This is a genomic window from Dactylosporangium sp. McL0621 (assembly GCF_049995355.1).
Taxonomy (GTDB): domain Bacteria; phylum Actinomycetota; class Actinomycetes; order Mycobacteriales; family Micromonosporaceae; genus Dactylosporangium.
The window spans coordinates 6649044-6662244 of the sequence record NZ_CP188259.1; the positions used below are offsets into that span (position 1 = coordinate 6649044).

At 73.6% G+C, this 13201-nt stretch carries 16 protein-coding genes; 4 read left to right on the forward strand and 12 right to left on the reverse strand.

From position 1 onward, the window contains the following. Positions 1–74 precede the first annotated feature (74 nt). Entirely contained in the window at positions 75–386 is a 312-nt protein-coding gene (locus tag ACPPVO_RS31470; RefSeq protein WP_426502165.1) for an STAS domain-containing protein, read from the forward strand. Positions 387–393: 7 nt separating this feature from the next. Here ACPPVO_RS31470 and ACPPVO_RS31475 read toward each other — a convergent pair whose 3' ends face one another. From ACPPVO_RS31475 to ACPPVO_RS31495, 5 genes are all read right to left on the reverse strand, one after another. Further along, the gene (locus ACPPVO_RS31475) at positions 394–918 is read right to left on the reverse strand and encodes a family 43 glycosylhydrolase (RefSeq protein ID WP_426514731.1); all 525 of its coding nucleotides are present in this window, start codon (positions 916–918) and stop codon (positions 394–396) included. 37 nt (positions 919–955) lie between these two features. Then, positions 956–1774: a carbohydrate ABC transporter permease gene (locus ACPPVO_RS31480; RefSeq protein ID WP_426502166.1), complete on the reverse strand. Its 819-nt coding sequence runs from the start codon at positions 1772–1774 to the stop codon at positions 956–958. A 2-nt stretch (positions 1775–1776) separates the two neighbouring features. After that, positions 1777–2676 (reverse strand): carbohydrate ABC transporter permease, encoded by a 900-nt coding sequence (locus ACPPVO_RS31485; RefSeq protein WP_426502167.1) that lies wholly within the window; start codon positions 2674–2676, stop codon positions 1777–1779. Positions 2677–2679: 3 nt separating this feature from the next. Continuing rightward, positions 2680–3990, reverse strand: coding sequence for an ABC transporter substrate-binding protein (locus ACPPVO_RS31490; RefSeq protein WP_426502168.1), 1311 nt, complete (start codon positions 3988–3990; stop codon positions 2680–2682). A 103-nt stretch (positions 3991–4093) separates the two neighbouring features. Continuing rightward, positions 4094–5575 carry an alpha-N-arabinofuranosidase gene (locus ACPPVO_RS31495; RefSeq protein WP_426502169.1) on the reverse strand — a complete coding sequence of 494 codons (1482 nt, stop codon included), beginning with the start codon at positions 5573–5575 and terminating at the stop codon, positions 4094–4096. A gap of 88 nt (positions 5576–5663) precedes the next feature. Between ACPPVO_RS31495 and ACPPVO_RS31500 the strand changes: the two genes are divergently transcribed. Continuing rightward, positions 5664–6677: a LacI family DNA-binding transcriptional regulator gene (locus tag ACPPVO_RS31500; protein ID WP_426502170.1), complete on the forward strand. Its 1014-nt coding sequence runs from the start codon at positions 5664–5666 to the stop codon at positions 6675–6677. A gap of 84 nt (positions 6678–6761) precedes the next feature. Here ACPPVO_RS31500 and ACPPVO_RS31505 read toward each other — a convergent pair whose 3' ends face one another. Continuing rightward, complete coding sequence (locus ACPPVO_RS31505) at positions 6762–7571, reverse strand: phytanoyl-CoA dioxygenase family protein (RefSeq protein WP_426502171.1); 810 nt, start codon at positions 7569–7571, stop codon at positions 6762–6764. Between the two features lie 56 nt (positions 7572–7627). Between ACPPVO_RS31505 and ACPPVO_RS31510 the strand changes: the two genes are divergently transcribed. After that, positions 7628–8644, forward strand: coding sequence for a LacI family DNA-binding transcriptional regulator (locus ACPPVO_RS31510; protein ID WP_426502172.1), 1017 nt, complete (start codon positions 7628–7630; stop codon positions 8642–8644). Positions 8645–8803: 159 nt separating this feature from the next. Here the strand turns inward: ACPPVO_RS31510 and ACPPVO_RS31515 are convergent, their stop codons facing one another. Beyond that, a complete protein-coding gene (locus ACPPVO_RS31515; protein WP_426502173.1) occupies positions 8804–9409 on the reverse strand; it encodes a hypothetical protein in 606 nt (201 codons plus the stop codon). Between the two features lie 98 nt (positions 9410–9507). On the opposite strand from ACPPVO_RS31515, the gene ACPPVO_RS31520 reads away from it, so the two are divergent. Continuing rightward, positions 9508–9954: an Hsp20/alpha crystallin family protein gene (locus tag ACPPVO_RS31520; protein ID WP_426502174.1), complete on the forward strand. Its 447-nt coding sequence runs from the start codon at positions 9508–9510 to the stop codon at positions 9952–9954. A 52-nt stretch (positions 9955–10006) separates the two neighbouring features. Here the strand turns inward: ACPPVO_RS31520 and ACPPVO_RS31525 are convergent, their stop codons facing one another. From ACPPVO_RS31525 to ACPPVO_RS31545, 5 genes are all read right to left on the reverse strand, one after another. Further along, positions 10007–11221 (reverse strand): PP2C family protein-serine/threonine phosphatase, encoded by a 1215-nt coding sequence (locus ACPPVO_RS31525; protein WP_426502175.1) that lies wholly within the window; start codon positions 11219–11221, stop codon positions 10007–10009. A gap of 142 nt (positions 11222–11363) precedes the next feature. Then, positions 11364–11645, reverse strand: coding sequence for a hypothetical protein (locus tag ACPPVO_RS31530; RefSeq protein ID WP_426502176.1), 282 nt, complete (start codon positions 11643–11645; stop codon positions 11364–11366). Positions 11646–11673: 28 nt separating this feature from the next. Then, entirely contained in the window at positions 11674–12234 is a 561-nt protein-coding gene (locus ACPPVO_RS31535; RefSeq protein ID WP_426502177.1) for a DUF3618 domain-containing protein, read from the reverse strand. Further along, the gene (locus ACPPVO_RS31540; protein WP_426514732.1) at positions 12231–12665 is read right to left on the reverse strand and encodes a phage holin family protein; all 435 of its coding nucleotides are present in this window, start codon (positions 12663–12665) and stop codon (positions 12231–12233) included. Before ACPPVO_RS31540 ends, ACPPVO_RS31535 begins: the two co-directional genes overlap by 4 nt. A 63-nt stretch (positions 12666–12728) precedes the next feature. Then, on the reverse strand, positions 12729–13157 hold the full coding sequence (locus ACPPVO_RS31545) for an ATP-binding protein (RefSeq protein WP_426502178.1): 429 nt from the start codon (positions 13155–13157) through the stop codon (positions 12729–12731). Positions 13158–13201: the final 44 nt, after the last annotated feature.

The window sequence follows — 13201 nt, forward strand, 5'->3', positions numbered from 1 at the left end:
GCGGTCGAAGCGCGTGCCCGTTGGGTACCACGTGGTACAGGGGCTCGTGCCGCCGGTGAGAGGAGGTCCTCCGCTTGCTCGACGAGTTCGCTGTGCGGGTCGACGACTGGGCCGACGAGGCGACGGTCGCGGTCAGCGGCGTGGTCGACGTCGACTCCGGCAACCGCCTCTTCGACGCCGTCGCGGACGTGCTCGCCCGCGACGGGCTGCGGCGGGTCGTCGTGGACCTCGGGGCGGTGACGCTGCTCGACGCGGCCGGGGTGGGCGTGCTGCTGGCGGCGCGCAACCGGGCCCGGACCGCCGGCGTACGGTTCCGGGTCGGCCGCCTCAGCGAGCCGGCCCGGGACGTGCTGGCCGTCGTCGGCCTGCTCGACCTGGCGAACTGACCCGGCCTCAGGGCACCGGCCGGGCCGTGTCCGTCGGGCCGTGCACCACCGGCGTGTCGCCGTCCCACGTCACCTCGTCCAGCCAGAGCCGGCGGCCCGGCGACGTCGAGCCCTCGGCCCCGGGCGGCCACGCGTGGTACAGCAGCCAGGTCCGCCCGTCCTGCTCCACCATCGAGGCGTGCCCGGGCCCCGAGGCGCCGCCGCGCGAGGCGAGGATCGGGTTGCCGGGCGCCTTGCGGCACGGGCCGAGCGGCGTGTCGCACCGCGCGTAGCCCTCGGCGTAGGCGGCGGTGTCGTAGGCGTTGGCCGCGTAGAACAGCAGCAGCCCGGCGCCGTGGCGCCACAGGAACGGTGCCTCGACGACGTGGCCCTCCCACGCCTCGGTCTGGCGCAGCAGCCGCGCCGGCTCGCCGAGCAGCCCCAGGCCGTCGGGGGTGAGACGCTGCGCCCACAGCCACGTGTCCTGGCCGGCCGCGTTGCCGTCGTTCTTCCACAGCAGGTACAGCCGCCCGTCGGCGTCGGGCCGGAGCAGCCGGCCAGCAGCAGCGCCAGGACCAGCGCGACGCGCCTCATCCCTTGAGGCCGCTGCGGGAGACGCCCTCGATGATGTACCGCTGCGCGAACACGAACAGGATCAGCGCCGGAACGCTGGCGAGCACGGCCCCGGCCATGATGACCGGGTAGTCGGAGACGTACTCCCCCTGCAGCAGCCCCAGCCCGGCCGGCAGCGTGAGCCGGCCCGGGCTGAACAGCACGAAGACCGGCCACAGGAAGTCGTTCCAGTTGGTCAGGAACGACAGCACGGTGAGCGTGGCCAGCGCCGGGCGGGACAGCGGCAGCACCACGCGGGCGAAGACCTGCCACTGGTTGGCCCCGTCCAGCAGCGCGGCCTCCTCGATCTCGCGGGGCAGCGACAGGAAGAACTGGCGCAGGAAGAACACCCCGAACGCGCTGGCGGCGCCGGGCACGACGACCACGACCAGGGTGTCGAGCCAGCCGACGGTGTCGGCGATGAGGAAGCTCGGGATGATCAGGGTGGCCGGCGGCACGAACAGCGTCGCGACGATGAGGCCGAAGATCAGCCGGCGGCCCCGGAACCGCATGCGGGCCAGGGCGTAGGCGGCCATGGAGGCGGTCACCAGCACCGTGGCCGCGTGCAGCGTCGCGGCCAGCATGCTGTTGGCGAACCAGCGCAGCACCGGGTTCTGCGAGCCGGGCTCGGCCAGGCGGTGGTAGCCGTAGCCGGAGACCGGGTCGGGCAGCCAGGTCGGCGGGGTGTGCTGGGCCGCCGGATACGTCTTGAACGACGTGAGGACCATCCACACCAGCGGCAGTACGAAGACCGCGGTCAGCAGGATGAGGGCGGTGTAGAGCAGGGCGCGGCGCATGGTCAGTCCTCCCGGTACCGCAGCAGCCGGAAGTTGGCCACGCTGACGATGGCGAGCATGAGGGTGAGGGCCACGCTCATCGCGGCCGCCCGTCCCGCGTCGTTCTGGCCGAGGCCGAGGTCGACCACGTAGGCCACGACGGTGCGCGTCTCGGTGCCCGGGGCGCCCTGCGTGATGAGGTAGGACTGGCCGAACATGTTGGCCGAGGCGATGATCGTGGTGGTGATGACGAACAGCAGCACGGGCCGCAGCCCGGGCAGGGTCACGTGGCGGAACCGGGCCCACGCGCCGGCCCCGTCGACCTGGGCCGCCTCGTAGAGCTCGGCCGGGATGTCCTGCAGCCCGGCGAGGTAGATGACGGCGTTGAAGCCGCACGTCCACCAGACGGTCACGCCGACGAGGGAGATCCACACGTACGGCGTCGCGGTCAGCCACGGCGTGCCCGAGGGCAGGCCGGCCGCGTCCATCACGGCGTTGACGAAGCCGAGGTTGGCGTCGAGCAGGAACCGCCACAGCAGGCCGATGACGGCCACGCCGAGGACGTACGGCGCGAAGTACACGGCCCGGAAGAACGTGCGGCCCGGGAAGGAGCGGTTGAGCAGCAGCGCGATGCCCAGCGGCAGCACGACCAGCAGCGGCACCGAGGCGACGGTGAAGATCCCGGTGGCGCGCACGCTCTCCCACCAGTCGCCGTACACCAGCGATTCGGGGTCGAACAGCTCGGCGTAGTTGTCGGCGCCGACGAACGGCTTGTTGGGCAGCGAGAAGTCCCACTGGTGCAGGCTCAGCCACACCCCGAGACCGATCGGCAGCAGCCCGAAGACGCCGAACACGGCGAGGTACGGCAGCAGGAAGAGGTACGGGGTGGCGCGGCCGTGCGCCACCCCGTTCGCAGCGGACATCCGTCAGCTCCCGTACTTCTTCCGGTTGTCCTCGAGCAGCTTGTCCGCCTTGGCCACGCCGTCGTCGAGCGCCTGCTTCGGCGACTTCTTGCCCAGCACCGCCTCGTTGAAGGCGGTGTAGAACAGCGCGGTGACGTCGCCGATGCCGGGCGCGGCGGGCGGGAACGCGGCGTCGGGCAGCTCCGCCGCGAGCGTGTTCATCTCGGTCAGCTCCTTGAACTTCGGGTCGTCGCGCACCGCGTTGCGGGCCGGCACCTGGCCGCCGGCGGCCCAGTCCAGGGAGTGCTGGCTGAGCCAGTTGATGAACACCTTGGCCCCGGCGACCTTGTTCGCGTCGGTCTTCTTCTGCTGCACGATGGTGAAGTTGTGCGAGTTGGCCCAGACGGCCTTCCGGCTGCCGATCTGCGGTACCGGGGCCACGCCCCACTGCACGTCCGGGCTCTTCTTGAGGTCGTTGACCTGCCAGATGCCGTTGACGTTGAAGGCGTTCTTGCCGCTCTTGAGGGCCAGGTAGTCGGCGTCCTGGCCGACGTTGGCCGGCGAGTGCCCGTCGGCGACCAGCTTCGTGAGCCAGCTGACGGCCTCCACGGCCGGGTCGGAGTTGAAGGTGGCCTTGGTGGCGTCGGCGTTGTACAGGGCGCCGCCGAACTGGTACACCAGCGAATAGGCGGTCATGCCGCCGGTGAACTGGAACGGACTGATCCAGAAGCCCTGGATGCCCTTGCCCTTCAGCGCGGCGAGGGCGGCCTCCATCTCGGCCCGGTCGGTCGGCGGCTTGGCCGGGTCGAGGCCGGCCTGGGTGAACAGCGCCTTGTTGTAGTACAGGCCGACGGGGTGCATGTCGAGCGGGATGCCGTAGCGCTTGTCCTGGTACAGCCCGCCCTTCCACACCACCGGCGCGAAGTCGGACTCGGACAGGCCGAGCGCGCTCGCCACGTCGTCGATCGGCTGGATCACCTTGCGGGCGGCGAAGGTGGCGAGCATGTCGATGTGCATGACGGCGATGTCGGGGCCGTTGCCGCTGGACACCGCGCCGGGCAGCTTGGCGTAGTAGTCCTCCCACTTGTACGTGGCCACGGTGACGGCGACGTTGGCGTGCTCGCCGTTGAACTGGTCGACGAGCTTCTTGAAGATGTCGCCGTCGCCGCCGGTGAAGCCGTTCCAGAGGTTCAGCTGCACCTTCGGGCCGGTGTAGTCCTTGCCGCCGTTGCCCGGTTGCGCGGTGTTCTTGGCGTCGTCGTCGCCGCATGCGGCCAGGCCGAGCGCGGCGGCGCCGAGGCCGAGTCCGAGGCCGAGTACATGACGTCTGTTCATGGCGGGGGTCATTGCTCTCAACGCTCCTCTGTCGGGGTGTCTGGAGGCGTCCTACGGGGGTCTACCGGGGGTCTGGAGGCGTCTACCGGGGGTCTGGAAGCGTCTACCGGGGGGCCTGGAAGCGGATGAGGTTCCAGGAGGGGCCCGCCAGGCGCACGGTGGCGCGGCCGCCGTCGAGGCGGGGCGGGTCGAGGCGGCGCGGGGTCACGTCCGTGGCGTCGCCGGCGTCGATGGCGAGGTGCTCGACGGCGGCCAGGCCGGGGAAGCCGCGCAGGTCGAGCTCGGTGGTGACGGGCGACTCGCCGCGGTTGACGGCGAAGACGGACAGGGCGCCGTCCTCCTCGTCGTGCACGGCGACCGTGGAGAGGGAGGCGACGCTGCCGTACCGCTTCGTGTCGTGCGACGGCCCGCCCGGCTCGGTGCGCAGGACAGTGCCGCGGGCGTGGCGGGCGGTGAGGGCGAACGGGTGGAAGATGCTCTGCCGCCAGGCCCGCCCGCCGTTCTCGGTGCGGATGGGGGCGATGACGTTGACGAGCTGGGCCTGGCAGGCCACGCCCACCCGGTCGGCGTGGCGCAGCAGCGTGACGAGCAGGTCACCGACGACGACCGCGTCGGTGGCGGTGTAGTCGTCCTCGATCAGCGCCGGCGCCTCGACCCAGCCGCGGCGGTCCAGGTCGTGCTGGAGCCGCGACTGGTACCACACGTTCCACTCGTCGAACGAGATCTTGAGCCGCCGCCGCTGCCGCAGCCGTGCGCCCACGTGGTCGGCCGTGGCCACGACCTCGTCGATGAACGCGTCCATGTCCACCGCGGAGGCCAGGATGCTGGCCCGGTCGCCGTCGGAGGGGTCGTAGTAGGTGTGCGCCGAGATGTAGTCGACGTGCTCGTAGGCGTGCTCGAGGACCGTCGCCTCCCAGGCCGCGAACGTGGGCATGCCCCGGTTGGAGCTGCCGCAGGCGACCAGGCTCACGCCGGGGTCGATCATCTTCATGGCGCGGGCGGTCTCGGCGGCGAGGCGGCCGTACTCCTCGGCGGTCTTGTGCCCGACCTGCCACGGCCCGTCGAGCTCGTTGCCCAGGCACCACAGGCGCACCCCGTAGGGCTGCTCGACGCCGTGCTGGCGCCGTGCGTCGGAAAAATAGGAGCCGCCCGGGTGGTTCGTGTACTCCAGCAGGTCCAGCGCGTCCTGCACGCCGCGGGTGCCCAGGTTGACGGCGAGCATCGGCTCGACGCCGGCCTCCCGGGCCCAGACCATGAACTCGTCGAGGCCGAACGCGTTGGTCTCGACGGTCTTCCAGGCCAGGTCGAGGCGGCGGGGCCGGTCCCCCACCGGGCCGACGCCGTCCTCCCAGCGGTACCCGGAGACGAAGTTGCCGCCGGGGTACCGCACCACGCTGACGCCCAGCTCGCGGGTCAGCTCGAGGACGTCCCCGCGCAGCCCGAGCCGGTCCGCGGCGGGGTGGCCGGGTTCGAAGACGCCGCCGTACACGCAGCGGCCCATGTGCTCCACGAACGACCCGAAGAGCCGCCGGTCGGCCTCGCCGATGCGGAACGCGGGATCGATCACGACGCGTGCGGTGTCCAAAGCCGTGGCCTTTCGTTCGAACGTGATGAGTTTTTACAACGTTGTAGGCAACGTTGTAAAGGGCTCAGTACGCGGTACAGTGCTGCTCGTGCGGCACAGCCTCAAACATGTGGCCGAGCGGGCCGGGGTCTCGGTGAAGACCGTGTCCAACGTGGTCAACGGGTATCCACACATCCGCCCCGAGACGCGGGCCCGGGTGGAGGCCGCCATCGTCGCGCTCGACTACCGGCCGAACCTCAGCGCGCGCAACCTGCGCCAGGGCCGCACCGGGCTCGTCGCGCTGGCCGTGCCGGAGCTGGACAACCCGTACTTCGCCGAGCTGACCCGGCACGTGGTGACCGCCGCCGCCGCGCAGGGCTGGACCGTGCTCATCGACCACACCGACGGCGACCCGGACCGGGAGCGCGAGGTCGCCGCCGGCATCCGCGACCACCTGGTCGACGGGCTCATCTTCAGCCCCCTGGCCCTGTCCGGCGCGGAGCTCACCGGCGGCGCCGACCGCACCCCGACCGTCCTGCTCGGCGAGCGCATCGACGCCGCCGACGGCCGCGGCCCGGCCGACCACGTCGCCGTGGACAACGTCGCCGCGGCCCGCGACGCGACCGCCTACCTGGCCTCGCTCGGCCGGCGGCGCATCGCCGCGCTGGGCGTGCAGCACACCGCCGAGGGCGTCAGCGCCCGGCTGCGGCTGGCCGGATACCAGGCCGCCCTGGCCGACGCCGGCCTGCCCGCCGACCCGGCCCTGCTCGCGCCGGCCGACCGGTGGCACCGGGCCGACGGCGCCGCCGCGATGCGCGCGCTGCTGGACTCCGGCGCCCGCCCGGACGCGGTGTTCTGCTTCAACGACACCCTCGCCCTGGGCGCGCTGCGGGCCCTGCACGAGGCCGGGCTGCGGGTGCCGGAGGACGTCGCGGTGGCCGGCTACGACGGTATCGACGACGGCCGCTTCTCCATCCCGACCCTGACCACGATCGAGCCGGACATCGAGCGGCTGGCCACCCTCGCGGTCGAGCTGCTGGCCGAGCGGATCGGGGGCGGCGCCGACCGGCCGCCGCGGGAGTGCCTCGTGCCGCACCGCCTGACGATCAGAGAGAGCGCCTGACCGGCGCGGCCGTCAGGCCGTGCCGCGCGAGTGCTGCTGCCGCGCCGCCCAGCCATCCACGAGCGCGCCTGACCGGCGCGGCCCTCAGGCCTCGCCCATGACGAGGCCCTCGATGGTGTGCTTCTGCCGGATCGGGACCAGCGCGTCGACGACGGTGCAGGTCAGGTGGTCGCGGACCACGGCCGGCAGGGCCGCGTGGTAGTCGCGGGTGACCGCCATGTCGTGCCGCTCGTCGTTGCCGGCCCCGGGCGCGTCGACGCCGAGGACCAGCACCGGGCGGGGCGTGGCGGAGACGTTGGCGGTACCGCGGTGGATGGTCAGCGCGGAGCGGGCCGAGATGTCGCCGCGGCGCGGGTACTTGCGCACCGCCCGCTCGAGGTAGCGCGGGTACAGCTCCTTCGGCGGGAACATGCCGTGCGCGAAGGCCGGGTCGTCGTCGAACTGGGTACCCGGCGCGATCTCGAACGGGCCCATCGCCTCCACGGTGTCCACGCCGGTCAGGTTGAACGCGAGCGAGTCGAGCACGCCGGTGTCGCGGGTGACCGCCGGCATCGGGAAGTCGCGGTGCCAGGGCTGGTCGGCCGCGCCGGGCCCGGGCACGTCGAAGCCCAGCTCGACGATCTTGTACTCCGGGCCGAGCACCGCCGCGCACACCGCCGTGACCCACGGGTGGGCGGCGAGGTCGGCGAAGCCGCGCAGCTGCTCGGGGTGGATCTCCACGTAGTAGCGGTCGGGCCCGCGCCCGACGGCGCCGTCCGGCCGGGCCAGCGCCTCCCGCAGCGCCGTGTCCATGTCCTCGCGCATCCGGTCGGCCCACTCGACCGGGAACGCGCCCCGGCAGGCGGTGATGCCGTCGCGGTAGATGTCGTCGTACGCCTGCTTCGGGTCAGCCATGGACTCAGCTTGCAACGTTGCATGCAACGTTGCAAGTGGTGCCGTACGATCGGGCCGTGGTTGCCAGCCTCAAGGACGTCGCCCAGCGGGCCGGCGTGTCGATCCGGACCGTGTCGAACGTCGTCAACGACTTCCCGCTCGTGGCGGCGGAGACCCGCGAGCGCGTCCAGCGCGCGATCGACGAGCTGCAGTACCGGCCCAACGCCGCCGCGCGCAGCCTGCGCGGCGGGCGCTCGGGCCTGGTCGGGCTGGTGCTGCCGGAGCTGGCCTCGCCGTACTTCGGCGAGCTCGCGGCCCTGGTGACCCGCGCCGCCGAGCGGCGGTCCTGGACCGTGCTGGTGGAGCAGACCGACGGCGACGCGGAGCGGGAGCGGCGGCTGCTGGACGGCGGGCGCGCCCCGGGCGGCCAGGTCGTCGACGGGCTGCTCATCAGCCCGTGGGCGCTCAGCCCCGCCGACCTGCACCGGCGCCCGGGCGGCGCCCCGGTGGTCCTGCTCGGCGAGCAGGACGCCTCCGGACTGCTCGACCGCGTGGCGATCGACAACGTCGCGGCCGCGGCCGACCTGACCCGCCACCTGCTCGCGACCGGCCGGCGCCGCATCGCCGCCGTCGGCCTGCAGCCGCACCTGGCCAACGGCACCGCCGAGCAGCGCCACCGCGGTTACCGCACCGCCCTGGCCGGCGCGGGCATCGCCCCGGACCCGGCGCTGGAGGTGCCGGTGGGCGCGCTGCACCGCGCGGACGGGGCCGCGGCGATGGGCGTACTGCTGGACTCCGGGGCCCGCCCGGACGCGGTGTTCTGCTTCACCGACCAGCTGGCCCTCGGGGCGCGGCGCGCTCTTGCGGAGCGCGGGGTGGGCGTGCCGTCGGAGGTGGCGCTGGCCGGGTTCGACGACATCGAGGACGGGCGGTTCAGCGTGCCGTCGCTGACCACTGTCGCGCCGGACAAGGCGGCGATCGCGGAGGCGGCGCTGGACTGCCTGGCGGAGCGGCTGGCCGGGGCCTCCGGCAGCGGGCCGGCGCGCTCCGTCGTGGTCGCGCACCGGCTGGTCGTGCGGGAGAGCACCGCCTAGCCGTCCCGCTCCTGGCGGGTGCGGACTCGGCCGGGCCCGCCGCCCCGCGGGCACCGCCCTCTCGGCCGCCCCGCCTCCCGGCGGGCACCGCCGTGCGCGGCCGCCCTGCATCCCGGCGGGTGCTACTTCGCTCGGCCGCCCGCACCCGGCTGGTGCCGGTCAGCCGTCCCGTTCCTCGCTGGTCCGGCGCCGCACCTCCGCGGTGTCGGCGGCCACCTGGTCGATCTGGCCGGCCAGGTTCGGGTGGCGGTCCAGGTGCCTGCGCACGGCGGCGAGCAGGGCCGGCAGGGCGGTGGCGTCCGCGTCGCCCAGGGCCGCGTGCAGGCGCCCCACGTCGTCGCCGGCCGCCGCCGGAAGGTCGGTCAGGCCGCTCACCTGCCCGGCGATGCGCCGCAGGTCGGCGGAGTGGTCGTTGGCCCAGCGCCCGACCGCGCGGGTGCCGGCGCGGTGGTCACGCTCGGCGCGCACCCGGCCGTCCCGGGTGTCCGCGGCGAGCCCGCCCGTCGCCGCGCGCAGGTAGCGGCGCTCGGCCGCCTGCCGGCTGGCCACACCCAGCGCGGGGGCGAGGGCCTGCCAGCTCACGCCCGCCCGCCGCGCCGCCGCGACCAGGTCGGGCTCGATGGCGTCCAGCGCCGCCCGCACGGCCTGCAGCAGGGTCAGCGCGTCGAGAACGGCCGCGGGCCGGACCGGGACGGCCTCGTCGGAGGCCAGCTCCGCCATGGCCAGGACGGTGGCGACGCCCTCGGCGACCTCCGAGCGAATCACGGCGACTCCCTGTCATCGTTTCGTTGACGATCTGGTTGTCGTCGGATCGACGACATGGTACAACATAGTCATTCGCCAGACTTACAGGAGGTGCAATCATGTTGATGCGCAGCGAACCCTTCACCGAGGTCCAGCGGCTCGCCCAGCAGCTCTTCGGCGGCCCGGCCACCGGCACATGGTCGCAGCCCGCGGCGATGCCCGCGGACGCCTACCGCAACGGCGACGAGTTCGTGATCGTGTTCGACCTGCCCGGCGTCGACCAGGACGCGATCGACATCAGCGTCGAGCGCAACGTGCTGACCGTCCGGGCCGAGCGCCGGCCGATCGACCTCGGCGAGCAGGCCCAGGTCACGCTGTCCGAGCGGCCGCTCGGCGTGTTCTCCCGGCAGATGTTCCTCGGTGACACGCTGGACACCGGCGCCATTCAGGCGACGTACCACAACGGCGTCCTGGCCCTGCGGATCCCGATCACCGAGAAGGCGAAGCCGCGCAAGATCACGGTCGACGGCGTATCCGCGCCGGAGTCGAAGGTCCTCAACGGCTGAACCGGATGCGGTCCCGCCGCCCGGTGTCAGCGGGCGGCGGGACCGCATCCGTTCACGCGCTCCGGCGCAGGGCCAGGACGGCGATGTCGTCGGTCGGGGCGTTGTCGTCCAGCATCGCGGCCATGACGGTCGTGCACATGGCCTCGGCCGGCGCGCACGTGACCGCGGCGGCGAGCCGGGCCAGGCCCAGCGGCAGCGAACGGTCCCGGCGCTCGACCAGCCCGTCGGTGTAGAAGACCAGGCCCCCGCCGCGCGGCAGCCGCAGCTCCGTGGTGCCGCGCGCCGCGTCGGGGTAGGCGCCGAGCGGCAGGTTGGGCTTGATCGTCGTGAGCCGGCCGGGGCCGTCCGGCTCGACGGCGACCGGGGGCAGGTGCCCGGCGTTGGAGACGGTCACCGCGTCGAGACTGGGCGGGATGACGGCGTAGACCGCGGTGGCCATGGCGCCCGGCTCGAACCGCTGGATCTTGCGGTCGAGGCGGGTGAGCACGTCGGCGGGGTCGTCGGTCTCCAGGGCGTAGGCGCGCAGCGCGGAGCGGATGCGGCCCATGACGACCGCCGCGCGCAGGCCGTTGCCGGCCACGTCGCCCACGGCGAGGCCGATGCAGCCGGAGGGCAGTTCGAAGACGTCGTACCAATCCCCGCCCACGCCCACCTCGGCCCCCGGCACGTACCGGACGGCGAGATCCAGCCCGGCGATGCGCGGCGGGCGGCTCGGCAGCAGGCTGCGCTGCAGTGCGTGCGCGGCGGCCTGGTCGAGGCTGTGCATGCGGGCCTGCGTCGCGGGCGCGATGCGGTCGGCGGCGAGCTGCAGCAGCTCGATGTCCGGCACGCTGAACCGGCGCGGGCTGCGGGTGCCGACGTACAGCACCCCGATCACCCGGCCCTCGGTGATCATCGGCACGCCCAGCAGCGACGCGATGTGCTCGGCGTGGACGGCGGCGCTGAGCACGTTGCTGCCGTCGACGTGCTCGATCGCGAGCGGCGCCGCGGCGGCGGCGACCCGGCCGGCGAACCCGCGCCCGACCGGCACCCGGACGCCCTGGTACACCTCGCGCTCCAGGCCGCTGGCGGCGGTCGCCATGAGCTCGCTGCCGGTCGGGTCGATCAGCATCACGGTGGCGGTGTCGGCGTGCAGCAGGGCCCGCGCCCGCACCAGCAGCTCGGTGAGCAGGTCCTCGACGCCGAGCCGGGACAGCGCGGTGTCGGTGATCTGCTGCATTCGGTGCAGCTGCCCGGCGCTGTCGAGCTCGCCGCCGGGCCCGCTCACGCGATCATCGCGCCGGTATGAGCCACAGGGTCCTCCTCGGTGGTGGCGGGGACCCGGACCACGGGCATCAGGACCGAGTCGGCCGAATCAGTACGGTGCCGAGTCTATCCACCATCGTCGCCCCGGGGCCCCGCCCCGACCGTCACACTGTGCTTTCGAAGTCCGGCTTCGCCGTCTCCTTCGCCGCGGTGCGCTTGCGCGGCTTCGGCGCCGGAGTGCCCGGCTCGACCGTCGCGGTGGCGGCCGGCAGCGGCGGCGTGGGCGACTTGAACAGCTCCTGCACCGTCTGCACCGCCTGCCCGGCGGTGGGGTTCTCCCGCAGCCGGCCCGTGCTGGCGACGATCTGCTCGTACTTCTCCCGCCCGGCCCGGGTGCCGAGCACATAGCCGACGGCCACTCCGGCGGCCACAGTCAGCAGACGCATTCAAAGTCTCCTCTTCGTTGTACGGGGTTCACGCCCGCCGGCGGCGGACGGCGTAGATGATCACGGTGATCGCCGCGGCGAGCCCGGCGATCACCGCCCACGGCAGGGGCTTGCGGGCCTGCGCGGGCAGGTCGGCGTCGCGCACGGCGGCGCGGACGGAGGTGGCCGCGGTGCCGGCCTTGTCGGCCACGACACTCGCCGCGCTGCCGGCCTTGTCGGCCACGACACTCGCCGCGCTGCCGGCCTTGTCGGCCACGACACTCGCCGCGCTGCCGGCCTTGTCGGCCACGACACTCGCCGCGCTGCCGGCCTTGTCGGCCACGGTGCTCGCCGCGTTACCGGCCTTGTCGGCCACCGTGCTCGCTTTTTCGGCCACCGTGCTCGCCGCGTCGCTCACGGCCCGGCGGGTCTGCTCGGCCGCGGCGCCGACGCGCTGTCTGGCGTCGTCGACCGCCCCGGCGGCCGCCTCCTTGGCCCGGGCCTTCACGTCGGTCTTGGCCGCCAGCTGCTCGGCTGTGTCGGCCAGCTCGGCGCGGGTCTGCGCGATCTCCGCGCGGAGCCGCTCGGGGTCGTTGCCGTGACTGCTCACGCCCTCCGCCCTTCCCGGACGGCGGTCTTTACCGCGTCCACGTCCGCGTGCACGCCGTCGACCGCCTGCTGCGGCACGGGCGGCGCCGCCTGCTGCAGCTGCCGGCGGCCCAGCAGCGCCGCGATCCCGGCCGCGGCCAGCACGACGACGAGGACGACGAGCACCGCGAGCCAGAGTGGCCAAACCAGATCCAGCAGTACCACCAGCAAGGTCAGCAGCAGCCCGACGCCGAACCAGGCCAGCACCGCGGCGGCGCCGAACAGTCCCCCGCCGATCCCGGCCCGCTTGCCCTTCTCGACCAGCTCCACCTTGGCCAGCGTCAGCTCGTCGCGGACCAGGGTCGAGACCTGCTCCGCCGCGCGCCGGACCAGCTCGGCCGTCGACGCGTCGTCGCGCACTCCGCCAGTGCCGACATCGGTCACGGCGACCACCTCCTCGAGTCGCCGACCCTGTTCCCTGGTCAAACGGCAACGAAACTTCCGAATGCGGCGCGGTCAACGATCGAGGGGCAGCTCGAGCCACACGTCCTTGCCGTCGCCGGGGTGCTCGCGCACGCCCCAGCGCGAGGCGAGCGCCTCGACGAGGACCAGGCCGCGGCCGTGGTCCAGGTCCGGCGGGGGCGCCTGGCGCACGGTGATCGGCGCGCGGTCCTGGTCGCGCACGGAGATGCCGAGCACACGGTCGGTGCAGTACAGGTCGATGTGCTCGACCCCGCCGGCGTGCAGCAGGGCGTTGGCGGTCAGCTCGGAGACGAGCAGCTCGACGTTGTCGCTCAGCCGGGCCGGGGCGGGCCGGGCGAGGAGCCGCGGCAGCGCGGCCAGCACCCAGGCGCGGGCCGCGGCGGCGACCGACACGTCGGTGCCGATCCGGGGCCTCCAGCGCGTGGAGCGGCCCGAGGGTCTGCCGCTGTCGTCGTCCCGCATGCCGTTTCCCCCGGATTTCACTCGATCCGCATGATCCGGGTTAC